This is a genomic window from Streptosporangium longisporum, assembly GCF_039534895.1.
GTDB classification, from domain to species: Bacteria; Actinomycetota; Actinomycetes; order Streptosporangiales; family Streptosporangiaceae; genus Streptosporangium; species Streptosporangium longisporum.
Map to the genome: position 1 here is coordinate 1 of NZ_BAAAWD010000033.1, position 23,946 is coordinate 23,946.

Here is a 23,946-nt window from a genome sequence, read left to right on the forward strand (position 1 = left end):
GCAAGGCCAAGGCCGCCCCCCGCCAGGAAGAACCGCGACCGAGCCGGCGCGTCTCCCGCCAAGAGCAGGACCGCGACCAAGGCGCGCCGTCAAGGCCGCCGCGGGTACGGACAAGACCGCCGAGACCGTCGACGGTGTCCGACGGCGTCCCTGCCGACCTGGACGAGCTGAACGTGCCCGAGGCCGCCGAGCTGGAGGCCGTGGAAGCCGTGCAGGCCGTGGAGGAGCTCGAGGCGGAGCCGGCGATGGACCTGGACGACCAGTCCTCGGTCATGGGCGACTCGGTGCACACTACCTCAAGTCGATCGGCCGCCCGCACCCTGCTCACCGCCGCCCAGGAGGTCGAGCTGGCCAAGCGATCGAGCCGGGCTGTACGCCGAGGCCAAGCTGGAGGCCGAGCCGGGCCTGTCCGCCTCCGCCCCGCGACGACCTGGAGTGGATCGCCGAGGACGGCCGCCGGGGCCAAGAACCACATGCTGGAGGCCAACCTCCGCCTGGTGGTCTCCGTCGCCAAGAAAGTACAACCGACCGGGGCATGGCCCTGCTCGACGTGGTCCAGGAGGGCAACCTGGGCCTGATCCGCGCGGTGGAGAGAAGTTTCGACTACACCAAGGGCTACAAGTTCTCCACCTACGCCATGTGGTGGATCCGCCAGGCCATCCAGCGCGGTTTCGCCGACTCGGCCCGCACCATCAGGCTGACCTGGTGCACGTGCTGGAGATGCTCTCCAAGCTCTCGCGCCGTCGAGCGCGACATGCACCAGCGGCTGGGCCGCGAACCCACGCCGGAGGAGCTGGGCGTCGAGCTGGACAAGACCCCCGACCAGATCGAGGAGCTGCTGCGCACCAGCCGCCAGCCGATCAGCCTCAACGCCACCATCGCGCGACGACGGCGAGACCACCATCGGCGACCTGATCGAGGACGTCGACTCGCCCGAGGCGTCGGAGGTCGTCGACCGCCAGCTCCTGGGCGAGCAGCTTCGCGGGGTGCTCGGCAACCTCTCCCCCAGGGAGGCCCAAGATCATGGCCCTGCGCTTCGGCCTCGTCGACGGCGAAGCCCCACACCCTCGACGAGATCGGCAAGCACCTCGGCCTGACGCGCGAGCGCATCCGCCAGCTGGAGAAGGAGTCGCTGTCCAAGCTCCGTCACCCCAGCAACACCCGCCCGCGTGCTCGACCTGGGCGCAGCTGACGACCGGCCCCCGGGTCTCCTGACCCGTCGCGAAGGGCGCCGCCGCGAGACCTCACGGTCCGCGACGGCGCCCTTCGTCGTGTACGGGGCTTCCCTGCGGCGGTTCCCGTGCCCCAGGGACCCCGGGCCTCGAGATCGTCGGGTCCCTCAGGGGTCCGGGCCCGGGTGCCGGGAGAGGCTCAGCCCTCCATCCGGGCGACGAGGCTGCGGGGACGCATGTCGGCCCAGGAGCTCTCGACGTAGGACAGGCATCCGGCGCGGGAGTCCTCGGCGTGGGCGACCTCCCAGCCCGCGGGGACGTCGGCGAACGCGGGCCACACAGCGAGTGCTGCCCCTCGGCGTTTACCAGCACCAGGTAGGACGCGTCCTCGTCCTCGAAGGGGTTGGTCATCGGGTACCTCCGGCGACGGGCTCCCGGACGGCCGGGCCGGGGAGCGTGGGACGCGCGCCCGGGAGAGGACCCGGGCACGCCATGGCGAAAGGACACGACGGCACGGTGAGGCCCGCGGCCCGCTTCTTCCGGTGTGACACCGGGCGAGCGGTCACGGGTTCGCCGCACCGTCATTAGGAAAGGCTTACCTAAAATCGACCGAATCGACGTCGATGTCAAGCGTCCCCGCCATGAGCCGGATCACAGCCCTCCGCCCGGTGCCGGAAACGCCCACGTCCAGGCGTCCGGGCACGACGAAGCCGCCCGCCGGCGCGGAGCGCGGTGACGGGCGGCGAGGGAGCGAACGACCCGGTCCCCGCCGTCCGGACGGCGGGGGACGGGGAAGGGGTCAGCGGCCGAGGCCTGGACCGGGCGCGGGACCCGGGGAATGCCGGTCAGCCGGTTCCGCTCGCGCATGGTGCGCAGCCGGTTGACCTCGTCGGTCCACCCGGCCCCCTCGGGGTGGCCCTGGCCCTGCGGCGGCGGATCCGGTCGTCGTAGGACCTGACCCCGAACGTCGCGCGCTGGTTGGCCTCGGCCGCGCGCAGGGCCTCGGTCAGCGCCTTGTCGAAGGCCAGACCGGCCGCCCGCACCACCTCGACCGGGGACGCGGCGGCCTGCACCCTGCGCAGTTCCGCCTCGGCGGCGCGCGCCCTCTCTCCAGAAGCTCGGGGAAGCCCTTCCCGACCTCCTGGTCGGCGTGGTGACGAACCTCCGCCTCCCGGCTCACGCGCGGTCGGAAAAACGCCATCGTCCACCCTCTCTCACCGGCCGCCGGGCCCTTCTCCGGCAGATCACCGCTCGTAGCCTACGCCGTCCCGCGCCGGCCCATCATCCCGGTCCCGCGCTCCCGACCGGCACGGACGGAAGGCCGGACTCCCCGGCGCGCCGTCCTTTACGCAGTAAGGTGAAGGTGGGCAGGATGATCACATGCCTGCCAAGCGACCACCCGTACCGCTCTCCCGGGAGCGCATCATCGACGCCGCCCTGCACATCGCCGACGGACAGGGGCTGCGGCGGCTGACGATGCGGCGGCTGGGCGACGCGCTCCAGGTGGAGGCCATGGCCATCTACCACCACCTGCCGCTCGGCAAGGACGCCCTGATGGACGCCCTGGCCGAGCACGTCACCACCGTCCACGTCGAGCCCGCCGCGACCTGGCAGGAGAGCGCGAGGGCCTGGTGCCGGCGAGCCGCGCCGCGCTCAGGGAGCACCCCGGGGTGCTGGCGCTGGCCCTGACCAAGCCTCCCAGGGGCCGGGCCGCGATCGCGATCAGGGAGCAGACCGACCAGCTGGCCGACGCCGGTATCGCCGACGCCCCCGGCCGCGGTACGCGCGCTGCGGGCCTACGTGTTCGGGGCGGTGGCGGTGGAGGTGCAGCAGTCGGGCTGGGCCGAGCCCGCCGACGATGACGACGAGCCCTGGCGCCCTCCGTCCCGGGGCGGCGGCAGCCCCGGCGCGGACGCCGACTTCGAGCACGGGCTGGAGGCCCTGCTGGCCGGCCTGAGCGCCCGGGGATGAGCGTGTCCCGGCCACCCCTCCGCCGCGCCCCGGCCGGACCGTCCCGGCCGTCCTGCCACTCCTTGCGGGGGCCGGGGCCGCACCACGCCGATCCGGCCCGGGGACGGGGAACACCGGCCGCACCGGTGCGGGCCCGGACCCGCGGGGAGCGGCCGGACGACGGGCCACGGGCGGGTTCCCCGGCGTGTCAGGGATCCGTCATCGATCGTTTACTCTCCGCTCGGCGTGTCACCCTTGGTCGAATGTCCTTATATCAGGCATGCTGTGTTATAGGTCACATCACCTGATACGGCCCCGACGGACTGGCCCCCTCCGGTTCACAAACAGTCCTAACGGGCTATGTCGCCAAGGTGCGATCGATCGCACACTTGATCTGCTTGATGTACGGGCCTCGTTCTGTTACGGGCGCCTGTATGGTCATATGTCAACATTCAGATGCTCGTCCCCCGTCACACGTGGGAACGGAGTCCCATCGGTGACGGTGCCGCCGGATGTCCGATGCCCACTCCATGCCCGATGTGACCCGGGTGAGCCGACACGAGAGATCCGGAGGCACGCCGATGTGCCCGCACGAGCCGTCCTGTCCGTCCGCCGACGCGCTGGACCGCGAAGCCGCCCGCACCCTGGCGGCCCACCCCGAGCAGGGCTGGAGCCTGCTCTGCAACGGTGTGGTGCTGTTCGACGACACCGGTGAGCTCCTCCCCGACGGTGCCGTCATCGAGCCACACCGGCCCCTGGTGGGCGTCGGCTGACCATCGGGTCACCCCGCCGGGCCGCCGGAGGGAGCCGGTTCGCACCGAGCCCGCCCCGGCAGGCCCCTCCCCGGGGGACGTGACGGCCGGATCCGGTCACAGGGACGGGTCACCCGCCCCGGACACCGTCGTCACCCCCGTCGTCGTCCCATCGTCATCCCATCGTCGCGTCGAGCCACCCGGCGACCAGCTCGCCCACGCCCGCGGGATCCTTCGCGAGGTCGTGCCCCTCGCCCGGCAGTACCACCAGGCGGGCGGCGTCCGCCGCCTCGGGCACGCCGAACGGGTCGCGGTCCCCGTTCACCACCAGCACGTCGACCCCGGCCGCGCGCAGTTCCGCGGCACGGGAGCGCTCCGGCTTCTTCGGCGGGTGCAGGGGGAACGCCAGCGCCACCACCGCGCGGACCCCGACCGCCTCCGCCGTACGGCAGGCGACCCTGGCCCCGTTGCTCCGGCCGCCCTGCGCCAGGGCCAGCCCCGGGTAGCGCCCGCGCAGCTCCGCCACCAGCGCCCGCCACGCCTCGTCCTGCTTGACGGCCGAGCCGGGCGCGCGAGCCCCCCGCATCCGGAACGGCTGCAGGACCCGGGCGACCGTCGCGCCGATCGCCGTCGCGGCGTCCCGTACGGCCAGCAGGTCGGGGGCGTCCACTCCCCCGGCCGAGCCGTGGGTCAGCACGAACAGGAAACGCGGGCCGGCCACCTCGTCGATCTCTGCCCGGGCCGGCCCGTGCGGGGTCGTGATCTCCACGGAGACCGTCCGGAGGGACGCGGCCCCGGGGACGCCGTCGTGGGACCTGGGAGGGACCCCGTCAGGGGACCGGGGCCGGGAGAGGGACACGGATCTCGTCCTAACGACCGATGTCAGGCGGGCGGGCGGGGGGAACAATCGGAGCGTGCAGAATCATCACGATATCCGCCAGGACATGCGCGCCACCGTCGAGGCTCGCCGGGATCTCGGCCCGGAGTACGAGGCGGCGCTGATCGAGTCGTTCGTGTCGCGCCTCGACGCGACCATCGCCCAGCGGGTGCACGCGGAGGTGTACGCCGCCGAGGCGTCGAAGGCACGGCGCGGGGGCAGGAACCCGTCGGTCGCGATCGCGCTGGGGTCGATGGGCATCGGCGTCCCGCTGACCGTCGTCGCGGCGGCCGAGGCGGGCACCGCCGGGCTGCTGCTGGCCTGGGCCGGCATCGTCGCGATCAACTTCGCCCACGCCGTGAACGGCTGGCGGGGACGCGACTGACGCGCCTGCCCGCTCGCGGTGGTCCCCCCGCCGCGGACGGCCGCGGGAACGCGACCGCCCCGCCCCGGCGACCGGCAGGGACCGGCACCGGCCGGTACCGATCGGTGCCGATCGATGTCGATGGGCGCCGTCCCGGCTCACAGGTCCCGGTCGAGCCGGAGCCTGACCTCCCCGGCCAGGTCGGCGTCGGCGCTGTCGAGGCCGTAGCGCCAGACCCGCTCGGCGTCCTCGTCCCGCCCCCGCAGCGGGAGCGTGCGGGCCAGCAGCTCGATGGCCAGCGCGCCGGTCTCGGTATCGCCGCCGCCCCCACCGTCGCCGCCGTCGCCGCCCTCCTCGATCGCGGCCGAGAACTCGGCGCACGCCAGCTCCAGGTGGGCGATGCCGAGCATCACCCTCAGCCGCGCCGCCTCGATCACCTCGGGCACCGAGAGGGCCTCCATGAGCACCCGTGCGGCCTCGCCCGGGTCGCCCTCCTCCAGGAACCCCTCGGCCAGCTCCTGGGCCGCGTGGGAGGCGATCTCCGGGTCGGCGGTGGCCAGGGCCTGGCGCAGGGAGCGTTCCGCCTCCTCGGCGTCGGTGGCGAGCCTGGCCAGGCCCATGTGCGCCGGGGGGACGTAGTCGGGGTGGCCGACGCCCAGGGCGGCCTGCCAGGCGGCGCGTGCCTGGGCGGTCAGGCCCTCCCGTTCGAAGCTCCCGGCGAGCAGGCAGGCCGCCTGGGCGGCGAACTCCGGGTGCCCGGTCGCCAGCGCGGTGCGCGCGGCCGCGCGGGAGCCGGGCACGTCCCCGCGCTCCTCGAGCACGACCGCGAGGCCCACCGCCGCCTGGGCGCGGTCGGGCTCGTCGGGGTCGGCGGCCAGCTCCGCGAAGATCGTGGCGGCGGCGTCGAGGTCGCCGGACTCGGCCAGTCTTCGCGCGGTGTCCAAGGGACGGGTGTCCACCTCAGGCATGCAGGGTCCTTCCCGGATACGGAGACGCCCCGAGCCTAACGACTCGGGGCACCGTCCGTCCCGGCCCATTCCGCGTGGATCTGCGGCCTGCACGGGGTTCGCGCGATCCGGACCGGCTCCGCGCGCGGCCCGGAACGCCCCCCGGGCGCCGTGTGGCGGAGCGCCCGGGGCCGCCGGATCCCCCGCGAACGTCCCCCGCGACCGCGCGGGCGGGATCAGTCCTCGTAGGACTCCAGCGGCGGGCAGGAGCAGACCAGGTTGCGGTCGCCGTAGGCCTGGTCGATGCGCCGGACCGGCGACCAGTACTTGCCCTCGCGCAGCGACGGCAGCGGGTAGGCCGCCTCGGTGCGGGTGTAGCCGTGCTCCCACTCGTCGGCGGTCAGGCTGCCGGCCGTGTGCGGGGCGTTGCGCAGCGGGTTGTCGGTCCTGTCGTAGTCGCCCGAGGCGACCTTGGCGATCTCGCCGCGGATGGCGATCATGGCCTCGCAGAACCGGTCGAGCTCGGCCAGGTCCTCGCTCTCGGTCGGCTCGATCATCAGCGTCCCGGCCACCGGGAAGGACATGGTCGGCGCGTGGAAGCCGTAGTCGACCAGGCGCTTGGCCACGTCGTCGACGGTCACGCCGGTCTCCTTGGTGATCTGGCGCAGGTCCACGATGCACTCGTGGGCCACCAGGCCGCCGCGGCCGGTGTAGAGGACCGGGTAGTGGGGGCCGAGCCTGCGGGCCAGGTAGTTGGCCGACAGGATGGCCTGCTCGGTGGCCGCCTTGAGGCCGTCGGCGCCCATCATCCGGATGTAGGCCCAGGAGATCGGCAGGATGCCGGCCGAGCCGTACGGGGCGGCCGAGACCGGCCCGACGGTGGTGCCCTCGCGCAGCGGGTGGCCGGGCAGGTGGTCGGCGAGGTGGGCGCGGACCGCGACCGGCCCGACCCCGGGGCCGCCGCCGCCGTGCGGGATGCAGAAGGTCTTGTGCAGGTTCAGGTGGGAGACGTCCGCACCGAACTCGCCCGGCCTGGCCAGGCCGACCAGCGCGTTGAGGTTGGCGCCGTCGACGTAGACCTGGCCGCCGGCCTCGTGCACCAGCTCGCAGACCCGGACGATCGTCTCCTCGTACACGCCGTGCGTGGACGGGTAGGTCACCATGATCGCAGCAAGCCGGTCACGGTGCTTGCCGATCTTCGCGACCAGGTCGCCGAGGTCCACGTTCCCCTCGTCGTCGCAGGCCACCACGGCCACCCGCATGCCCGCCATGACGGCGCTGGCGGCGTTCGTGCCGTGCGCGGAGGAGGGGATCAGGCAGACGTCGCGCTCGGACTCGCCGCGCGAGGCGTGGTAGGCGCGGATGGCCAGCAGGCCGGCGAACTCGCCCTGGGAGCCGGCGTTCGGCTGCAGCGACACGGCGTCGTAGCCGGTGACCTCGGCCAGCCAGCGCTCCAGCTCCGCGATCAGCTCCAGGTAGCCCCGGGCCTGGTCGGTGGGGGCGTAGGGGTGCAGGCCCGCGAACTCGGGCCAGGTGATCGGCTCCATCTCGGTGGTCGCGTTGAGCTTCATGGTGCAGGAGCCCAGCGGGATCATCGACCGGTCGAGCGCGACGTCCTTGTCCTGGAGCCTGCGCAGGTAGCGCAGCATGGCCGTCTCGGAGCGGTGGGCGTGGAAGACCGGGTGGGTCAGGTACTCGCCGGTCCGCGCCAGGGCGTCGGGCAGCGCGTCGTGCGCGGCGGCGTCCAGGTCGGCCGGGACGACGCCGGCGACCTCGAAGGCGGCCAGGACCTGCTCCAGGTGCAGCAGCTCGGTCCGCTCGTCGCAGGTGACGCCCACGTGGTCGTCGTCGACCAGCCGCAGGTTCACCCCGTTGTCGCGGGCGGTGGCGACGATCGCGGCGGCCCGGCCGGGCACCCGGGCGAGCACGGTGTCGAAGAAGGTGTCGTGCACGACCTCGACGCCGCCCTGGCGCAGGCCCTCGGCGAGGACCACGGCGTGGCGGTGGGTGCGGCGGCCGATCCTGCGCAGGCCCTCGGGGCCGTGGTAGACGGCGTACATGCCGGCGATCACCGCGAGCAGGACCTGGGCGGTGCAGATGTTGCTGGTGGCCTTCTCCCTGCGGATGTGCTGCTCGCGGGTCTGCAGCGCGAGGCGGTACGCCGGGCGGCCGTCCGCGTCCTGGGAGACGCCGACCAGGCGGCCGGGAAGCTGGCGCTGGAGGCCGTCCCGGACCGCCATGTAGGCCGCGTGGGGGCCGCCGAAGCCCAGCGGGACGCCGAAGCGCTGGGTGGAGCCGATCGCGATGTCGGCGCCGAGCTCGCCGGGGGCGGCCAGCAGGGTGAGGGCGAGCAGGTCGGCGGCGGCAACCACCTGGGCGCCGCGGGCGTGGGCGGCCTCGGACACACCGCGGAAGTCGCGGATCCGGCCGCTGGCGCCGGGGTACTGCACGAGCACGCCGAAGCAGTCGGGCAGCTCGCCGGCCAGGTCGCTCTCGACCAGCTCGATGCCGAGCGGCTCAGCGCGGGTGCGCAGCACCGCCTTGGTCTGCGGCAGGGCGTCGGCGTCCACCACGAACACCTTCGAGGGGCTGCGGCCCGCGCGCCGGGCCAGGGTCATCGCCTCGGCGGCCGCGGTGGCCTCGTCCAGCAGGGAGGCGCCGGCGACGTCCAGGCCGGTCAGGTCCGAGACCACGGTCTGGAAGTTGAGCAGGGCCTCCAACCGGCCCTGGGAGATCTCCGGCTGGTAGGGCGTGTACGCGGTGTACCAGCCCGGGTTCTCCAGCAGGTTGCGGCGGATGACGGCCGGGGTGATCGTGTCGTGGTAGCCCAGGCCGATCATCGAGGTCATCACGGTGTTGCGCCCGGCCAGGACGCGCAGCTCGGCCAGGGCCTCGGCCTCGGAGGCCGCCGGGGGCAGGTTCAGCCGCTCGGCCGAGCGGATCGCCTCGGGCACGGCCACCGCGACCAGGTCGGCGACGGAGGCGAAGCCGACCGCCTCCAGCATGCGGGTCTGCTCGGCGTCGTCGGGCCCGATGTGACGGGTCGCGAACGGCGGGGCGGCGAGCTCGCCGAGCGGGGACAGATCGGTCATGGAAAGCCTCCCAGACGGGGTGGAGACCGGCGCCGGGCGCGGGCGTGCGACCGGAGTCTCCCCCTCTGTCATCGCGGCCTGGGCCGCGACCTGAGAGCTTCACCTGCCCATGAGGGGAGGCTTGCACCGTCGGTGAGGCACACCTGGCCGGTGTGCCTGCTTTCCAGAGTTGCCTCGTCCGTGCGGTACAGGGTGCCTGAGAGATTCCGGGGAGGTTGCTCCTTCGGCGCCCCGGTCGTGCCGGGGACTCTCCCGCACAGGGTCAGTGGCGAGTCCGAGTTTACCCTGTTCGTCGTGCTCTGCGACGCCGGGCGAGCTCATCGGCGTGATGATCGCCTAAAGGGCCCCCGCCCGACTCCGCGCGTTCGCCGGGAAGATCCGCGAGGGAGCCCTCCACCTCCTGCCACACCCGTCCGAGCGCTATGCCGAAGACTCCCTGACCGCCCTGGAGCAGGTCGATGACCTCGTCGGGCGAGGTGCACTCGTAGACGCTGACCCCGTCGCTCATCAGGGTGATCCCGGCGAGGTCGTTGACCCCCCGGTCGCGCAGGTGCTGTACGGCGATGCGGATCTGCTGAAGGGAGACGCCGGTGTCGAGCAGGCGTTTGACGACCTTGAGGACCAGGATGTCGCGGAAGCCGTACAGCCGCTGGGAACCCGAGCCGTGCGCGGCCCGCACGGTGGGCTCGACCAGGCCGGTACGGGCCCAGTAGTCGAGTTGCCGGTAGGTGATCCCGGCCGCGGAACAGGCCGTCGGGCCCCGGTAGCCGAGGTCGGCGGGCGTGTTCACCGGTTCCCCGTCGAACAGCAGACCCTCTTCACCCGCGCGCTGACGTGCCGACTGGCGCCGTTCCGGGTCATCCTGGTCGGCGTTTCTACCCTCGCCGCTGCTGACCGCCACGCGGACCTCCGGCTTTCTCTCATCCCACGGCCTGATCTGGGGGTTTACGCACGGCCGTGGGTTTCACTTGCACCGTAGGACTGGGGCCAAGTCCAGTCAACGACCCCACCCGGCGCGTCGTGAAGCGTAAATGCACCGAAATTCCTACCCCGCGCGGCCGAAGTCCTCGGGCGTGATCGTGTCAAGGAACTCCCTGAACTTCTCCACCTCGTCCTCCTGGTCGTCGGGAATGATCACCCCTGCCTCCCGGACCACCTCCTCACTCGCGAAGATACGTGCGCCGGTGCGCAGTGCCAAGGCGATCGAGTCGGAGGGACGCGCGCTCACCTCCACCCCGTTGGAGAAGACGAGGTCGGCGAAGAAGATCCCGTCGCGCAGGGCGACGATGTTGACCGTGTTCAGCCGGACGCCGAGCCCCTCGAGCACGTCCCGGAACAGGTCATGGGTCAGCGGCCGAGGCGGTGGTTCCTCGGCCTGGGCCATGGCGATCGCCGTGGCCTCGGTCATGCCGATCCAGATGGGCAGGTAACGCTCTCCCTGCGCCTCCTTCAACAAGACGATCGGCTGGTTGGAGGGCATCTCGACTCGAACGCCCACGACCTCCATCTGCAACACGGGCTGCTCCGCTTCGCTGGATTCCGACCGGTTTGTTCAACGTAACACTCGTGGGGTACGAGTGCCTGGTCAGGTTCTCACCGGCCCAGCGCCCCACGAACGCCCGAACGCAGGAGCGAGGCGTGCAATTCCAGCAACAGGCCGGAGATCTCCCTGGCGGTCTCGTCGGCCTGGTCGATCGCGCCCGGCCCGCGGCGGCGCAGCAGCGGCGCCACGGCCTGCTCCACCAGCCCGGCCTCGCGTTCCGCGGCGGCCCTGACGGCCCGCAGGTGGCGGGCGCGCAGGCCGAAGGCGGCCAGGGCCCCGACGCTGCGGGCCACGGCGAGCGCCTCGGCGTCGTAGTAGCGGGCCACGGCGGCCAGCAGCCCGTAGTCCTCCAGCTCGGCCAGGGTCTCCTCGTCGAGCTCGGCGGCGCTCAACAGCTCGTCGCGGGTGAGGCGGATCTCGCCGGGCCCCTCGTCCGGGACGGCCCGCGGCCGGGCCACGGGGCGCTCCTCGCGGTCGGCGGCCTCCAGCCGGTCCTTGATCACGCGCAGCGGCAGGTAGCGGTCCCGCTGCTCGCTGAGGATGTAGCGCAGCCGCTCGACGTCGGCGTAGGTGAACTTCCGGTACCCGGAGGGACTGCGCTCCGGTTCGATCAGCCCCTCGCCCTCCAGGAAGCGAATCTTGGAGATGCTGACATCGGGGAACTCGCCCTGAAGGAGGGCGAGCACCTCCCCGATGCTCATGTGCGCACGAGCGGCCTGCGAGCTCATCATCCTCCAGCGGCGCCGCGGGTGAGGAAGACCAGGCGGAACTTGCCGATCTGCACCTCGTCCCCGCCGTAGAGCGGGACCTCCTCGATGCGCTCGCGGTTCACGTAGGTGCCGTTCAGGCTTCCGACGTCGCGGACGGTGAAGACCCCGCCGCCGCGCCGGTAGAACTCCACGTGGCGGCGCGAGACCGTGATGTCGTCGAGGAAGATGTCACTCTCGGGGTGACGGCCCACGGTGGTGAGGTCGCTGTCGAGCAGGAATCGGCTGCCGGCGTTCGGGCCGCGCATCGCCACCAGCAACGCGCTGCCCGGAGGCAACTGCTCCACGGCCTGCCGTTCGGCGAGAAGCGTCTCCCCGGTCTCCGCCTCGTAGGCCTCGATCCCGGAGAGGGAGATCGTCGACGTGCTGTCTCCGGGTGTGTCGGACCTGGTAAGCGGCGACCCGCATCGTGAACAGAAACGGGCATCCTCAGGATTGGCATGACCGCACTGCGTGCAGTAGACGCTCGGCATCGATCGGCTCGGCCTCCTACCGCGAAGACGCGGCAACGGTGCTCAGTGATGCGCGCGCCTCGCTTCTTCGCTTCTCAAGGGATTTCTCAGACTGCGAATGCCGCAACATACAGTGATGAGACGCGAAGGTCAAGGCTGACGCTGAACCGCGGGTACGGTCGGTGACAAAGTTACAGCGGGGTACGTCCCCGGTCCATGGTGCCGCGCTGTGTTTGTCGCATTCGCTCGGTCCACAACGCCCGACAACGGGGCTGAAGCGCTCTTCGTTCTTGATGTCCGTTTCTTTTGAGGCCTCCCACCGGGGACGCCCCGGGGGCCGTCAGCCCCCGGCGGCCTCCTCGACCACCCGGGCCCAGCGTTCGATCATGGCCTGGGCGGAGTCGACGTCGAAGCCCTCGGCCCACAGGTGGGTGACCGCCTCGGTGGGGTCGGGCAGCACCAGGGCCCAGCCGCCGTCCTCGGCGACCACCCGTACCCCGTCGGTGGTGTCGATCAGGTGGTGCTCGGCGGCCTCGATGACCGAGCGCATCACCGCGCCCTTGGCCGCCCACGGGGTCGGCACGGTACGGCGCAGCAGCCTGGCCTCGGGGATCCTGGCGTCGATCTGGCTGAGCGAGAGCCGGGTCCTTGCCACCAGGCCCAGCAGGCGCAGGAAGACCGCCAGGCCGTCCACGGTGGGCCCGAACTCCGGGACGATGAAGCCCCCGCGCCCGTCCGCGGCGAAGATCATCTCAGGCCCCCTGGCCGCGGCGGTGAGCGCGTCGATCGCGGTGGCGGTCCACTCGGCCTGAACGCCGTGGAACCTGCAGACCTGCTCGGCCACCCGGGTGGTGGTGACCGGCAGCGCCACCCGGCCGCCGCGGCGCTCGGCCGCGACCAGGTCGAGCACCACCAGCAGGGCCCGCTCCTCGCTGATCAGCTGGCCCATCTCGTCCACCAGCGCGACCCGCTCCCCCACCGGGTCGAAGCGCACCCCGAAGGCCGCCCTGGAGGAGCTGACCAGCTCCGACAGGCGCTGCAGGTCGCGGCGGCGCTCGGCCAGGGTCTCGGTGGGCGAGGCGTCGTCCAGCCGGTTGTTGACGGTCAGCACGTCCACCCCGACCCGGCCCAGGAGGCTGGGCAGCACCAGCGAGGACGTCCCGCCCGCGCAGTCGACCACGACCTTCATGTCGGCGTCGCGGACCCCGCTGATGTCCACCAGGCGCAGCAGCTCGTGCGTGTAGTCCTCCACCGACCTGGCCGGGAAGCTCAGCTCGGCGATCTCACCGGGGAAGGCGCGGCGGAACTCCTGGCGGGAGAAGACCCGGTCCAGCTTGCGCTGGGCCGCCGGGGACAGGTCCGCGCCGTTCTCGTCCATGAAGACGATGTCGACGCTCTGCGGGTCGCCGGGGGTGGTGCGCAGCGCGATGCCGCCGACCGCCTTCTCCCTGGCGGTGTGGAAGCGGGCCACCGGCAGCGGGGCCGCCTCCAGGTCGAGCACGTTGATCGCGCTGGCGTTCAGCGCGCTGATCACCGCCCGCTTCAGCGCCCGCGCGGCGCGGGAGGAGTCGCGGGAGGTGATGACCGAGGCGCCCTTCTTCAGGGTGGTGGCGTAGGCGCTGGCCAGCCGTACGCACAGCTCGGGGGTGATCTCCACGTTGACCAGGCCGGAGACCCCGCGCGGGCCGAACAGGTTGCGCTGGGCGCGGGGCTCCCAGATGACGCTGTTGTTGATCACCGCCCCGGCCTCGATGGTCTTGAACGGGTAGATCTTGACCCCGGAGGAGATGTACGCCTCGGCCTCGATGATGCACTCGTCCCCGACGACGGCGCCCTCCTCGACCCGGGCCGCGGTCATCAGGTCGGTGTTCTTGCCGATCACGCAGCCGCGCAGGTGGGCGCTGGGCCCGACGTAGACGTTGTCGTGGACGACCGCGCGGTGCAGGAAGGCCCCCTCCCGCACCACCGCGTTGCTGCCCAGCACGGTGTACTCGCGCAGTTCGGCCCCGGCCTCGACCTTGGCGTAGTCACCGATGTAGAGCGGGCCCTTCAGGACGGCGTCGGCGTCCACCGAGGCGCCCTCGGCGACCCAGATGCCGGGCGAGACCTCGAAGGCGTCGATGTCGACCCTGACCCGTCCCGACAGGACGTCGGCCTGGGCCTTGAGGTAGCTCTCGTGGGTGCCGACGTCCTCCCAGTAGCCCTCGGCCACGTAGCCGTAGAGCGGGGCCCCGCGCTCCAGCAGCCGGGGGAACACGTCACCCGACCAGTCCACCGACTCCCCGGCCGCGATCTCGTCGAGGACCTCGGGCTCCATCACGTAGATGCCGGTGTTGGCGGTGTCGGAGAAGACCTGGCCCCAGGTGGGCTTCTCCAGGAAGCGCTCCACCCGGCCCTGGTCGTCGACGATGACGATGCCGAACTCCAGCGGGTTGGGGACGCGCTTGAGCCCGATCGTGACCATCGCGCCGTTCTCACGGTGGAAGCGGATCATGTCGGTCAGGTCGATGTCGGTGAGCGCGTCGCCGGAGATGACCAGGAAGCGGTCGTCGCGGAGCCGGTCGGCGGCGTTCTTGACGCTGCCCGCGGTGCCCAGCGGCGTGTCCTCGGTGGCGTAGTAGAGGCTCATGCCGAGCTCGTCGCCGTCACCGAAGTAGTTGCGGACCAGGGCGGCCAGGAACTGCACGGTGACCACGGTCTCGGTGAAGCCGTGCCGCTTCAGCAGGCGCAGCACATGCTCCATGATCGGCCGATTGATCACGGGCAACAGGGGTTTCGGCTGGTTCGCGGTCATCGGCCGGAGCCGTGTCCCCTCCCCGCCCGCCATGACGACGGCCTTCACAGATCACCTCTTAAGGCGTTTGGCCTCGCGTGCCAGCTGACGCACCTGTACCCAATACAGCACGCCCGACCACCAGTACAGGCCGGTGCCCCAGATGGCCAGGGACCAGCCGACGATCCCGGCGAACGTGGCGTACCAGAGGTCGTGGTAGGCGAGGAAGAGCAGGGGAAAGGCGTAGAGGAGGTTGGCGGTCGCGGCCTTGCCGAGGAAGTGCACGGGCAACGCCGGGCCGTACCCGAGACGGCGCAGGATGAGCGGGATGCCGAGCAGCATCACGTCACGCAGCGGGATGGCCAGGGCCAGCCACCAGGGGATGATCTCGCGCATGGCGAGGCCGAACAGGGTGGCCAGGATGTAGAGCCGGTCGGCCAGCGGGTCGAGCAGCCGCCCGAGCCTGCTGGTCTGGTTCCAGGCACGGGCGATCTTCCCGTCCAGCCAGTCGGAGAAGCCCGCCAGCATCAGCAGCGCGACGGCCCAGCCGTCGGCCTTCGGGCCGAGCACCAGCCAGAGGAAGACGGGCACGCCCAGGAGCCTGGCCAGGCTCAACGCGTTGGGAACCGTCCAGATACGATCTTCGGCTCCCGATGCCTCCGGATTCACCGGCTGTCTCCCTCCCCCGCGCCTGATGCCGACCCTACCCGTGCGGGGCCCGCACGGCCCTACGGCCACCCCCGCTTCGGCCCCGGAACGGACGGGGACGGAGGGCTCCGCCGGCGACGGGGACGGGCGCCGGGCCGGAGGCGGGGAGCGGAACAGGAGGTCGGAAGCGGAACGGGCCGATCCTCCTGAAAGGAGGGGATCCTCCGGGTACGACCGAAACAACCGCCGATGACGCGCCAGATCTCCCGTCCGACCCCTTAGCCTTCACACCATGACCAATGACACCGCGCTCTTCCTGAGGCAGTGGATCCGCTCACCGGGCACGGTCGGAGCGGTCGCACCGAGCTCGCGGCGGCTCGCCGAGACGGTGACCTCACCGGTCCCGCACCGGGGCGACCCCGTGATCGTCGAGCTCGGCCCCGGCACGGGGGCGTTCACCGCGGAGATCCAGCGCCGGCTGGGAGGGCGGGGCCACCACCTGGCCATCGAGATCAACCCGCGGATGGCCGACTTCCTGGCCTCCAGGAACCCCGGGGTGGAGGTCGTGGTCGACGACGCGGCACGGCTGCCGCAGCTGCTGCGGGAGCGCGGCCTGGCCGGCGCCGACGTGGTGGTGAGCGGGCTGCCCTGGGCCGCGTTCTCCGAGGAGACGCAGACCCTGCTGCTGGACGCGGTCACCGCGGTCATGACGCCGCACACGGCCTTCACCACCTTCGCCTACAGCTTCGCCAAGCGCCTGCCCCCGGCGCGGCGTTTCCGCAGGCGGCTGACGGAGACGTTCGAGGAGGTCGTGCCGGGCCGGACGGTCTGGCGCAACGTGCCCCCGGCCTTCGTCTACCACGCGCGCCGGCCCCGCCTGGCGGTCTCGGCCGCCTCACCGGGTTCATCGGGCTCACCGGCCTGACCCGGTGATCCGCAGCCCCGCGGGGTCGCGGAGCGGTGACGGCGCGGACCGGGGACGGTACGGGACGGCGCGGGGTCGCGACGGCGGGACGGCGAAGGGGCGGTGACGGGGCTCGGGGACGGGAAGGCTCACGGTCGGCGCGGGGCGGGCCGTGAAGGGACGGCCCGTGAAGGGCCTGCCGGACGGGCGCGTGACCCGGGGGACCTGACGGAACGGGAGGCGTGTCCCCGGAAGGGAACCGAATCTGGTTCTATCATTGCGCCCCGACGAGAACGGAGTTGAACACCGTGGACTTCACCCTTCCGGAGAGCGCCCTGGCGGTCCAGCGCGGCGTGGGCGACATCTGCGCCCGCTACGACCTCGACTACTGGCAGCGCTGCGAGAGCGAGAAGCGCTGGCCGGAGGAGGTGTGGCGGGACCTGGCCACGGGCGGCTGGCTCGGCCTGGCGGTCCCCGAGGAGTACGGCGGCGGCGGCCAGGGCCTGCTGGAGCTGGCCGTGGCCACCGAGACCCTCTCGGCCTCCGGCTCGGCCGGAGGGTCGGCCTTCACCTACGTGCTCACCCCCGGGTTCGGCGCGCTCACCCTGACCAGGCACGGCAGCGCGTGGCAGCGCGACGAGCTGCTGCCCTCCCTGGCCACCGGCGAGCTGGAGACCTGCTTCGCGCTCACCGAGCCGGACGCCGGGTCCAACGCCCTGGGCATCTCCACCTTCGCCCGCCGCGACGGTGCCGAGTTCGTCGTCACCGGCCAGAAGATCTGGATCACCGGCGTGCAGCGCGCCACCTGGATGCTGCTGGTCACCCGGACCGTCCCGGCCGCCGAGGCCAGGCCGCGCAGCAACGGCATGACCGTCCTGCTGGTGAACGTCCCCGAGGCGGTCGCCGCCGGGCGGCTGTCCTTCCGGCCGATCCCCAAGATGGGGGCCAACACCACCCCGTCCAACATGGTCTTCATCGACGAGCTGCGGGTGCCGGAGCGCAACGTGGTGGGCGAGGTCGACCAGGGCGCGCGGGTGCTGTGGGACATCCTCAACCCCGAGCGCATCCTGCTGGCCGCGTCCGCGCTCGGCGGCGCCGAGGTGGCGTTGCGGGTCGCCGTGCGGTACGCGAAGGAGCGCGAGGTCTTCGGCCGCCCGATCGGCGCCAACCAGGCCATCGCCTTCCCGCTCGCCCAGGTCAAGGCGAAGATCGAGCTGGCCAGGCTGATGCTCTACAAGGCGGCCTGGCTGTTCGACCGCGGGCTGCCCTGCGGCACCGAGGCCAACATCGCCAAACTGACCGCCTCCCAGGCGGCGTGGGAGGCGGCCGACCACGCCTTCCAGACGCACGGGGGCATGGCCTACTCGCTGGAGTACCCGGTGGCCCGGCTGCTGGCCGACGCCCGCATCGGCAGGGTCGCCCCGGTGACCGAGGAACTGCTGCTCAACCACCTGGCCACCCAGGTGCTCGGGCTCCCCCGGAGCTTCTGACCGGTTGCCGGGCGGGACGGGCGGGCATGACCACGGTCGGTATCCGGACGAGCACGAAGGAGTGGCCGATGTCCGCGTACGCCAGCACGGTGGTCGACGCCTCCGCCGACGAGGTGTGGGGTTATCTGAGGGATTTCGGCAACGTGGCCGAGTGGTTGCCGGGGATCGACCGCTGTGAGGTCGAGGAGGGCGGCGGCTCCCGGCCCGGTACGGTGCGCAGGCTGGAGGGGCTCGGCGGGGTCTTCAGGGAGCGCCTGCTCACCCTCGACGACGACTCCCGTTCGGCGACGTACGAGATCCTGGAGGGGCCGCTGCCGGTCAGCGACTACCGCGCGGTCTACCGGGTGTCGCCGGTCACCGACAGCGGCCGGGCGTTCGTGGAGTGGTCGGCCACCTTCGCCGCCGACGACGTGGCGAAGATGAACAGGGTCATCGTCAAGGGCGTCTTCGAACCCGGGCTGACCGCTCTGCACGGGCGGTTCCGTCCCGGCACCTGACCGGGTCCCGCGTGACCCGGTCCCGCACGACGCCCCGGGCACGATGGCCCCGGCCCCGCGCGTGCCGGTACGCGGCCCGCCACCGGGCCCCGGGGAGACGACCCGGGGCACGCGCTCCAGGCTCAGCCGAAGGACGGCGGGCGCTTCTCGCGCAGGGCGCGCACGCCCTCGGCCACGTCCGGCCCGGTGAAGCCGAGGAACTCCATGGCCAGCGAGGCGTCGAAGGAGGGACCGGCCAGGCGGAGCCAGTTGTTGAGGGAGTACTTGGTCAGCCGGATCGCCTCGGCGGAGCCCTCGGCCAGCCGGACCGCGATCTCCAGGGCCCGCTCGTGCACCAGGTCGTCGTCGACGCAGAGGCTGACCAGGCCCATCGCCTCGGCCTGCTCCCCGGTCACCGGCTCGCAGAGCAACAGGTGGTACTTGGCCTTGGCCAGGCCGCACAGCAGCGGCCAGACGATGGCGGCGTGGTCCCCGGCCGCGACCCCCAGCCGGGTGTGGCCGTCGATGATGCGCGCGGTGCGGCCCGCGACCGAGATGTCCGCCAGCAGGGCTACGGCCAGCCCGGCGCCCACCGCCGGGCCGTGGATGGCCGAGACGACGGGCTTGGAGCAGTTGATCACGTTGTAGACGATGTCGCGGGCCTCGGTGAAGACGCGCATGCGGACGGCGTGGTCGCGTGTCATCTCCTCGATCATGGACAGGTCCCCGCCCGCGGAGAACGCCTCGCCCTCGCCGCGGACGAGCACCGCGCGCACCTCGTCGTCGCGGTCGGCCTCGCGCCAGATCTCGGCCAGCTCGCGGTGACCGGTCATGTCCACCGCGTTGAGCCTGCGCGGCTCGCTGATCACGACCCTGAGCACGCCGGGGGCCGCCCAGTCGGTCTTGAGCTTCTCGTACTCCCTCACCGGAACGCCTCCTTCAGCCGGGCCGCGGCGTACTCGCGCGCCTCGGCGGCCTGGTCGAAGAAGCCGGGCAGGCCGAAGAAGCCGTGGATGGCGCCCTCGTACCTCCTGGTCTCGACCGGCACCCCGGCCTCGGCGAGCCGGGCGGCGTAGGTCTCGCCCTCGTCGCGCAGCGGGTCGCACTCGGCCGTGATCACCGTCGCCGGGGCCAGCCCGCTCTTGTCGGCCAGCCGGACCGGCGCGAGCCGGGGATCGGCCGGGTCCCCGGCGTAGCAGGAGATGAACCAGGCCATCTCGTCGGCGCCGAGGCCGAAGCCGGTGGCGTGGTCACGGTAGCTCGGGGTGTCCATCGCCACGTCGGCGATCGGGTAGACGAGCACCTGGTGGACCAGCCGCAGCCCGGCGTCCCTGGCCTGCCAGGCCGCCACGGCCGCGAGGTTGCCCCCGGCGCTGTCGCCGCAGACCGCGACGCGGGCGGGGTCGGCCCCGTAGGCGTCCGGGCGCTCGAACACGTCCCGCACGACGCTCCAGGCGTCGTCGGCCGCGGCCGGGAAGGGGTGGTCGGGGGCGAGCCGGTAGTCGGCCGAGACCACCACCGCGCCGGTGCGCGCCGCGAGGTCGCGGCCCAGGGCGTCGTTGCGGTCGACGCTCCCGAAGACCCAGCCTCCGCCGTGCAGGTAGACGAGCGCGGGAAGGGGGCGGTCCCCCTCCTCGGGCCGGTAGACCCGGACCGGGACGCCCGCGGCCACGTCGTCCCTGACCCGCGCCAGGGGGACGATCGGGCCGCGCTGCTCGGCGAAGGCGTCCATCGTCCGCAGCTGCGCGATCGTCTCGGGGGTGAGGGTCGACAGGGGAACCCCGAGGTCGGTCCGGAAGGCGTTCAGGTAGGCCTCGGCCTGCGGGTGCAAGGGCATGGACGCACCCTACCCGCCCGATCCGCGCGCGGTCAGGGACGGGCGGCCCGCAGCAGCGCCTCGACGAGCCGGTCGTCCCCGGTGCGCGCGGACGGCCACTGCACGCCCACGCAAAAGGGGTGCCCCTGGAGCTCGACGCCCTCCACGATCTGGTCGTCGGCCCAGGCCACGGCGAGCAGCCCGGTGCCCAGCCGCCTGATCGCCTGGTGGTGCGGGGCGGTCACCTCGATCTGGTCGCCCAGCGCCGTGCCGAGCCTGCTGGAGGCGCCGATCCGGACGAGGTGCGCGCCGGGGGCGGCGTGCCGGTCGTGGCCGACCACGTCGGGCAGCCAGGGGATCAGGGTGCCGCCCTGGGCGACGTTCAGCACGTGCATGCCCCGGCCCACCGCGAGCAGCGGCAGGCCGTCCCGTACGGCGGCGCGGGCCAGTGCCAGCTCGAAGCGGTCGCGGTGCGGCTGGGGGGCGTCGACGCGTTCCTCGCGGCCGGCCCCGTACAGGACCGGGTCCAGCTCGCCCCCGTCGGCCAGGATCACGCCGGACAGGCCGCGGACGTGGTCGTCGGCCGTGGCCGGGCCGAGCGGGGGCAGCAGCACCGGCGCGCCGCCCGCCTTCTCCACGGCCCGCGCGTACGACGCCGGCGACAGCACGGCCTCCCTGACCCAGTCACCCCAGCGGGCGGCCTCCAGGTGGGCGGTGATACCGATCAAGGGTCGGGACATGCGTTCTCCCCAGGGCCGTACGCGAGCCGGCACCCCTGTTTCGGACGGTACCGATCCCATCTCCAGCAGATCCCCTATCATGGCGCACCGTATTTCGGTCATGTCATGTATCAGAGGTATCAGTGTCGTCTCGCCCGGAGCCCTTGACCGTCACCGCGGGGCGCGTTCACCCCTCCGGCCACCGGGAACGCAGAGCCGACGAATCCCCTCACCACCTGTAAAGACGCCTGTAAAGGCGAACGTGATTCCTTTTCAAGTTTATCGGGCGAGCCGGATTCGGTAATGACACAAAATAACTTTCCAATTACGGAAAGTTAGATTTCCCACTATATTGACGAGAAACGGTTGTGACAGTCGCATGGTGATGGAAGACTCAAATATCGAGTGACCAGGTGCGCCGGGGCCGCCGGTCGCTCGTCACCCGGAACCGTCAGGGAGGTGGATCTTCATGGTCGGACGCTGATCCGATCAATTAGGGTGGGTTCGTTAAATGTCATTGAATCCGCGTCTCGTCAAGGAAAGCTTCGCCCTCGTCGAACCCGTCGCGAGCAAGGCCGCGGCGTACTTCTACGGGCGCCTGTTCGCCGAGAACCCGCACCTGCGGGCGATGTTCCCGCCGGCGATGGACGTCCAGCGCGACCGCCTGTTCGGGGCGCTGACCAGGATCGTGTGGAGCCTGGACAGCCCGGACGGCATGGCCTCGTTCCTCGGCCAGCTCGGCCGCGACCACCGCAAGTACGGGGTGCTCCCCGAGCACTACACCGCCATCGGCAACGCGCTGCTGGCCACGGTCAGGCGCTTCGCCGCCGAGGTCTGGGACAGCGAGGTGGAGGCGGCCTGGGTGTCCGCGTACACCGCCGCGGCCAACCTCATGATCGAGGCGGCCGAGGCCGCCTCCGGGGTGTCACCCGCCTGGTGGCCCGCCGAGGTGATCGACCACGAGCGCCGCACGCCGGACATCGCGGTGATCACCCTGCGGCTCGCCCAGGAGATGCCCTATCTGCCCGGCCAGTACGTCACGGTGCAGACCCCGCGCTGGCCCCGCGTCTGGCGCACGTTCTCCATCGCGAACGCGCCCCGGCCGGACCACACCGTACGGCTGCACGTCCGCGCGATCTCCGGCGGCTGGGTCTCCACCACGCTGGTCCAGCACACCCGGATCGGGGACACCCTGACGCTGGGTCCCCCGATCGGCACCATGGTGCCCACCGACTCCGGCCGTGACCTGCTGTGCGTGGCGGGCGGCACCGGGCTGGCGCCGATCAAGGCGATCGTGGAGCACGTGATCGCCTCCGGCCGCCGCCGGAACGTGCATCTGCTGCACGGCGCCCGTACCGCCCGGGAGCTCTACGACCTGACCGACCTGACCCGGATGGAGGAGGGCTTCCCCTGGCTGCGGGTGATCCCCGTGGTCTCGGACGAGCCCGGCTACGACGGCATGCGCGGCCGGGTGGCCGAGGCGATGGAACGCTTCCACTCCTGGGCCGACCACGACGCCTACGTCTGCGGCCCGCCCGCGATGGTCTGCGAGACGGTCCAGCGGCTCGTACGCGGCGGGATGCCACCGGCGAACATCCACCGGGACGTCACGCACGACGAACCCTGAGCAGACCCCGCACACGTCACGCACGACGGACCCCTGAGCGGCGACCCCGCACACGTCACGCACGACGGACCCCGAGCGGTGACCCCGCACCGTGAGTCCCAGGCGACAACCAGGATCAACACCGCGAATCACTCACGCAAATTTCGCAGAGCCCGGCGAGACGCGGCACGGCATGGCAGCATGAGGCCCAATCCGAAAGGAGATGGTCATGCGCCAGGGCCCCCCTCCCAGCCCGTGTCCCCCTCACGACCGCCATCCGCACGGATCCCGCCGCCCGCACCGGGTCCCGGCGGGAGGCGTTCCACCGCGTGAGCCCGCCCCCGGCCCCCCGCGGCGACGGCCCGCGCGAGACCGGGACCTTCCCCTCCCCCGGTACGCGCCGCCTCGCGGCCGTCGCACCCGCCCGGCGGGCCCGTCACCCGTCCCGCCCGCTCCGGCGCGCTGAGCCGATGGCCCGCCCCGTCACGCTCGTGACCTTCGTGCTCCCCGTCGCGCTCCGGCACTGGGCGGGCGAGAGCACCGAGATCCGCGTCTTCGCCGTCGCCGACCGGGAGGGGGGCCAGCCGACGCTGGGCTCCGCCCTGGACACGCTGCGCCGCGTCCACCCGTCCCTGGAACAGCGCCTGCGTGACGACTACGGCGGCATCCGGCGCCACATCACCATGTTCGTCTGCGGCGAGAACGCCCTTCACCTCGGCGGTCTCGACTGCGCGCTGCCCCCCGCCGCCGAGATCTTCGTCCTGCCTGCCCTGTCCCGCCGCCAGGAGACCACCGGCTGACCGGGCCCGCCACTCTCCTTACCAACGCCGTACGGAACCCTAGGGGGCGACCCGGCCGGCGGCCACGAAGGCCGCGTGCGTGAGGGGCATCAGCTCCGCCCAGGCGGCCTCCATCTTCTCGGCCACCATCTCGATCTCGCGCTGCGGGAACGAGGGGACCGCCGACTGCTCGTTCCTGGTGCGCAGCGACAGGAAGTGCATCAGCGAGCGGGCGTTGCAGGTGGCGTACATCGAGGAGAACAGGCCGACCGGCAGCACGGCCCGGGCCACCTCCCGGGCGATCCCGGCCTCCAGCATCTCCCGGTAGGCGGCGTAGGAGGCGCGGTAGGACCCCTCCATCACCTCGGTGACGAGCTTGTGCTGCCCGGCGTCGCCCTCCACGAAGACGTACTGCCCGGGCTTGCCCTCCTGGACGAGCCTGCGTTCCGGGCCGGGCACGTAGAAGAACGGACGAAGCTCGCGATACCTCCCACTCTCCTCATTGTAGGACCAACCGGCCCGGTGACGGTGGAACTCGCGGAAGACGAAGATCGGCGCGGAGACGAGGAAGGTCATCGAGTTGTGCTCGAAGGGGCTGCCGTGCCGGTCGCGCATCAGGAAGTTGATCAGGCCCTTCGAGCGCGCCGGGTCCTTGCCGATCTCCTCCAGCGACTGCTCCCCCGCGGTCGAGACCCGCGCGGCCCAGAGCACGTCGGAGTCGGAGGCGCTGTGCTTGACCAGCTCCACGCTCACGTCGTCGAGGAAACGTGCCTGTGTGCCGTCGCCCGTCTCGTCGCCCGCCACCTGCGTCCCCCTCAT

General features: G+C 72.2%; 25 protein-coding genes, 1 pseudogene and 1 riboswitch. Of the genes and pseudogenes, 11 read left to right on the forward strand and 15 right to left on the reverse strand.

Translation table 11 applies throughout. The features are described 5' to 3' along the window. The first annotated feature begins 134 nt into the window (after window positions 1–134). Window positions 135–578, forward strand: coding sequence for a hypothetical protein (locus tag ABD832_RS41755; RefSeq protein WP_344908534.1), 444 nt, complete (start codon window positions 135–137; stop codon window positions 576–578). Further along, complete coding sequence (locus ABD832_RS41760) at window positions 536–1,192, forward strand: sigma-70 family RNA polymerase sigma factor (RefSeq protein WP_344908536.1); 657 nt, start codon at window positions 536–538, stop codon at window positions 1,190–1,192. The genes ABD832_RS41755 and ABD832_RS41760 overlap by 43 nt, the downstream gene beginning before the upstream one ends. Before the next feature lie 179 nt (window positions 1,193–1,371). Here the strand turns inward: ABD832_RS41760 and ABD832_RS41765 are convergent. Both ABD832_RS41765 and ABD832_RS41770 read right to left on the reverse strand, forming a co-directional pair. After that, window positions 1,372–1,583: pseudogene (locus ABD832_RS41765) on the reverse strand (MbtH family protein). A gap of 434 nt (window positions 1,584–2,017) precedes the next feature. Further along, a complete protein-coding gene (locus ABD832_RS41770) occupies window positions 2,018–2,245 on the reverse strand; it encodes a hypothetical protein (protein ID WP_344908538.1) in 228 nt (75 codons plus the stop codon). 307 nt (window positions 2,246–2,552) lie between these two features. Here ABD832_RS41770 and ABD832_RS41775 point away from each other — a divergent pair, with 307 nt between their 5' ends. The 3 genes from ABD832_RS41775 (at window position 2,553) to ABD832_RS41785 (ending at window position 3,895) form a co-directional block, all read left to right on the forward strand. Then, window positions 2,553–2,861 (forward strand): TetR family transcriptional regulator, encoded by a 309-nt coding sequence (locus ABD832_RS41775; protein WP_344908540.1) that lies wholly within the window; start codon window positions 2,553–2,555, stop codon window positions 2,859–2,861. A gap of 129 nt (window positions 2,862–2,990) precedes the next feature. After that, the gene (locus ABD832_RS41780; RefSeq protein WP_344908542.1) at window positions 2,991–3,143 is read left to right on the forward strand and encodes a hypothetical protein; all 153 of its coding nucleotides are present in this window, start codon (window positions 2,991–2,993) and stop codon (window positions 3,141–3,143) included. 560 nt (window positions 3,144–3,703) lie between these two features. Next, a complete protein-coding gene (locus ABD832_RS41785; protein ID WP_344908614.1) occupies window positions 3,704–3,895 on the forward strand; it encodes a DUF5999 family protein in 192 nt (63 codons plus the stop codon). Between the two features lie 154 nt (window positions 3,896–4,049). Here the strand turns inward: ABD832_RS41785 and ABD832_RS41790 are convergent, their stop codons facing one another. After that, entirely contained in the window at window positions 4,050–4,643 is a 594-nt protein-coding gene (locus ABD832_RS41790; RefSeq protein WP_344908544.1) for an alpha/beta hydrolase family protein, read from the reverse strand. A gap of 145 nt (window positions 4,644–4,788) precedes the next feature. Here ABD832_RS41790 and ABD832_RS41795 point away from each other — a divergent pair, with 145 nt between their 5' ends. Beyond that, window positions 4,789–5,136: a hypothetical protein gene (locus ABD832_RS41795; RefSeq protein ID WP_344908546.1), complete on the forward strand. Its 348-nt coding sequence runs from the start codon at window positions 4,789–4,791 to the stop codon at window positions 5,134–5,136. Between the two features lie 137 nt (window positions 5,137–5,273). On the opposite strand, the gene ABD832_RS41800 is transcribed toward ABD832_RS41795, so the two are convergent. The 8 genes from ABD832_RS41800 to clsA all read right to left on the reverse strand — a co-directional run bounded on the left by ABD832_RS41800 (window position 5,274) and on the right by clsA (window position 15,358). Continuing rightward, window positions 5,274–6,083 carry a tetratricopeptide repeat protein gene (locus ABD832_RS41800; RefSeq protein ID WP_344908548.1) on the reverse strand — a complete coding sequence of 270 codons (810 nt, stop codon included), beginning with the start codon at window positions 6,081–6,083 and terminating at the stop codon, window positions 5,274–5,276. A gap of 215 nt (window positions 6,084–6,298) precedes the next feature. Continuing rightward, window positions 6,299–9,154, reverse strand: a complete 2,856-nt coding sequence (gene gcvP / locus ABD832_RS41805) for an aminomethyl-transferring glycine dehydrogenase (protein WP_344908550.1) — start codon at window positions 9,152–9,154, stop codon at window positions 6,299–6,301. Window positions 9,155–9,327: 173 nt separating this feature from the next. After that, a riboswitch (glycine riboswitch) is annotated at window positions 9,328–9,419 on the reverse strand. A 15-nt stretch (window positions 9,420–9,434) separates the two neighbouring features. After that, window positions 9,435–10,055 carry a MerR family transcriptional regulator gene (locus ABD832_RS41810; protein WP_413224850.1) on the reverse strand — a complete coding sequence of 207 codons (621 nt, stop codon included), beginning with the start codon at window positions 10,053–10,055 and terminating at the stop codon, window positions 9,435–9,437. A 144-nt stretch (window positions 10,056–10,199) separates the two neighbouring features. Then, window positions 10,200–10,670, reverse strand: coding sequence for a bifunctional nuclease family protein (locus ABD832_RS41815; protein ID WP_344908553.1), 471 nt, complete (start codon window positions 10,668–10,670; stop codon window positions 10,200–10,202). A gap of 77 nt (window positions 10,671–10,747) precedes the next feature. Continuing rightward, window positions 10,748–11,398 carry a transcriptional regulator FtsR gene (ftsR, locus tag ABD832_RS41820; protein ID WP_344908555.1) on the reverse strand — a complete coding sequence of 217 codons (651 nt, stop codon included), beginning with the start codon at window positions 11,396–11,398 and terminating at the stop codon, window positions 10,748–10,750. 26 nt (window positions 11,399–11,424) lie between these two features. Next, window positions 11,425–11,937, reverse strand: coding sequence for a double zinc ribbon and FHA domain-containing protein (locus ABD832_RS41825; protein ID WP_344908558.1), 513 nt, complete (start codon window positions 11,935–11,937; stop codon window positions 11,425–11,427). 319 nt (window positions 11,938–12,256) lie between these two features. Continuing rightward, entirely contained in the window at window positions 12,257–14,758 is a 2,502-nt protein-coding gene (locus tag ABD832_RS41830) for a sugar phosphate nucleotidyltransferase (RefSeq protein ID WP_344908560.1), read from the reverse strand. 3 nt (window positions 14,759–14,761) lie between these two features. Then, entirely contained in the window at window positions 14,762–15,358 is a 597-nt protein-coding gene (clsA, locus tag ABD832_RS41835) for a cardiolipin synthase ClsA (RefSeq protein WP_344908563.1), read from the reverse strand. Window positions 15,359–15,629: 271 nt separating this feature from the next. On the opposite strand from clsA, the gene ABD832_RS41840 reads away from it, so the two are divergent. The 3 genes from ABD832_RS41840 (at window position 15,630) to ABD832_RS41850 (ending at window position 18,228) form a co-directional block, all read left to right on the forward strand. Further along, window positions 15,630–16,262, forward strand: a complete 633-nt coding sequence (locus tag ABD832_RS41840) for a class I SAM-dependent methyltransferase (RefSeq protein WP_344908565.1) — start codon at window positions 15,630–15,632, stop codon at window positions 16,260–16,262. Window positions 16,263–16,549: 287 nt separating this feature from the next. After that, window positions 16,550–17,731: an acyl-CoA dehydrogenase family protein gene (locus tag ABD832_RS41845; protein ID WP_344908567.1), complete on the forward strand. Its 1,182-nt coding sequence runs from the start codon at window positions 16,550–16,552 to the stop codon at window positions 17,729–17,731. A 68-nt stretch (window positions 17,732–17,799) separates the two neighbouring features. Continuing rightward, window positions 17,800–18,228 (forward strand): SRPBCC family protein, encoded by a 429-nt coding sequence (locus tag ABD832_RS41850; RefSeq protein ID WP_344908570.1) that lies wholly within the window; start codon window positions 17,800–17,802, stop codon window positions 18,226–18,228. A 122-nt stretch (window positions 18,229–18,350) separates the two neighbouring features. On the opposite strand, the gene ABD832_RS41855 is transcribed toward ABD832_RS41850, so the two are convergent. The 3 genes from ABD832_RS41855 to ABD832_RS41865 are packed head-to-tail and all read right to left on the reverse strand — an operon-like array spanning window position 18,351 to window position 20,763. After that, the gene (locus tag ABD832_RS41855; protein WP_344908572.1) at window positions 18,351–19,133 is read right to left on the reverse strand and encodes an enoyl-CoA hydratase/isomerase family protein; all 783 of its coding nucleotides are present in this window, start codon (window positions 19,131–19,133) and stop codon (window positions 18,351–18,353) included. Continuing rightward, window positions 19,130–20,044: an alpha/beta hydrolase gene (locus ABD832_RS41860; protein WP_344908575.1), complete on the reverse strand. Its 915-nt coding sequence runs from the start codon at window positions 20,042–20,044 to the stop codon at window positions 19,130–19,132. The genes ABD832_RS41855 and ABD832_RS41860 overlap by 4 nt, the downstream gene beginning before the upstream one ends. 32 nt (window positions 20,045–20,076) lie before the next feature. Then, complete coding sequence (locus tag ABD832_RS41865) at window positions 20,077–20,763, reverse strand: gamma-glutamyl-gamma-aminobutyrate hydrolase family protein (protein WP_344908577.1); 687 nt, start codon at window positions 20,761–20,763, stop codon at window positions 20,077–20,079. A gap of 490 nt (window positions 20,764–21,253) precedes the next feature. Between ABD832_RS41865 and ABD832_RS41870 the strand changes: the two genes are divergently transcribed. Together ABD832_RS41870 and ABD832_RS41875 are read left to right on the forward strand one after the other, a co-directional pair. Beyond that, the gene (locus tag ABD832_RS41870; RefSeq protein WP_344908580.1) at window positions 21,254–22,369 is read left to right on the forward strand and encodes a globin domain-containing protein; all 1,116 of its coding nucleotides are present in this window, start codon (window positions 21,254–21,256) and stop codon (window positions 22,367–22,369) included. A 308-nt stretch (window positions 22,370–22,677) separates the two neighbouring features. Continuing rightward, the gene (locus ABD832_RS41875; RefSeq protein WP_344908582.1) at window positions 22,678–23,148 is read left to right on the forward strand and encodes a ubiquitin family protein; all 471 of its coding nucleotides are present in this window, start codon (window positions 22,678–22,680) and stop codon (window positions 23,146–23,148) included. A 39-nt stretch (window positions 23,149–23,187) separates the two neighbouring features. On the opposite strand, the gene thyX is transcribed toward ABD832_RS41875, so the two are convergent. Beyond that, window positions 23,188–23,946 (reverse strand): FAD-dependent thymidylate synthase, encoded by a 759-nt coding sequence (thyX, locus tag ABD832_RS41880; protein WP_344908584.1) that lies wholly within the window; start codon window positions 23,944–23,946, stop codon window positions 23,188–23,190.

What these genes read in the sequence shown, in the direction of transcription:
- ABD832_RS41760 (WP_344908536.1), top strand. Translation starts at nt 536, where the DNA reads ATGGCCCTGCTCGACGTGGTCCAGGAGGGCAACCTGGGCCTGATCCGC.
- ABD832_RS41775 (WP_344908540.1), top strand. Translation starts at nt 2,553, where the DNA reads ATGCCTGCCAAGCGACCACCCGTACCGCTCTCCCGGGAGCGCATCATC.
- ABD832_RS41785 (WP_344908614.1), top strand. Translation starts at nt 3,704, where the DNA reads ATGTGCCCGCACGAGCCGTCCTGTCCGTCCGCCGACGCGCTGGACCGC.
- ABD832_RS41800 (WP_344908548.1), bottom strand. Translation starts at nt 6,083, where the DNA reads ATGCCTGAGGTGGACACCCGTCCCTTGGACACCGCGCGAAGACTGGCC.
- gcvP (WP_344908550.1), bottom strand. Translation starts at nt 9,154, where the DNA reads ATGACCGATCTGTCCCCGCTCGGCGAGCTCGCCGCCCCGCCGTTCGCG.
- ftsR (WP_344908555.1), bottom strand. Translation starts at nt 11,398, where the DNA reads ATGAGCATCGGGGAGGTGCTCGCCCTCCTTCAGGGCGAGTTCCCCGAT.
- ABD832_RS41825 (WP_344908558.1), bottom strand. Translation starts at nt 11,937, where the DNA reads ATGCCGAGCGTCTACTGCACGCAGTGCGGTCATGCCAATCCTGAGGAT.
- ABD832_RS41840 (WP_344908565.1), top strand. Translation starts at nt 15,630, where the DNA reads ATGACCAATGACACCGCGCTCTTCCTGAGGCAGTGGATCCGCTCACCG.
- ABD832_RS41850 (WP_344908570.1), top strand. Translation starts at nt 17,800, where the DNA reads ATGTCCGCGTACGCCAGCACGGTGGTCGACGCCTCCGCCGACGAGGTG.
- ABD832_RS41860 (WP_344908575.1), bottom strand. Translation starts at nt 20,044, where the DNA reads ATGCCCTTGCACCCGCAGGCCGAGGCCTACCTGAACGCCTTCCGGACC.
- ABD832_RS41865 (WP_344908577.1), bottom strand. Translation starts at nt 20,763, where the DNA reads ATGTCCCGACCCTTGATCGGTATCACCGCCCACCTGGAGGCCGCCCGC.
- ABD832_RS41870 (WP_344908580.1), top strand. Translation starts at nt 21,254, where the DNA reads ATGTCATTGAATCCGCGTCTCGTCAAGGAAAGCTTCGCCCTCGTCGAA.
- thyX (WP_344908584.1), bottom strand. Translation starts at nt 23,946, where the DNA reads ATGAGGGGGACGCAGGTGGCGGGCGACGAGACGGGCGACGGCACACAG.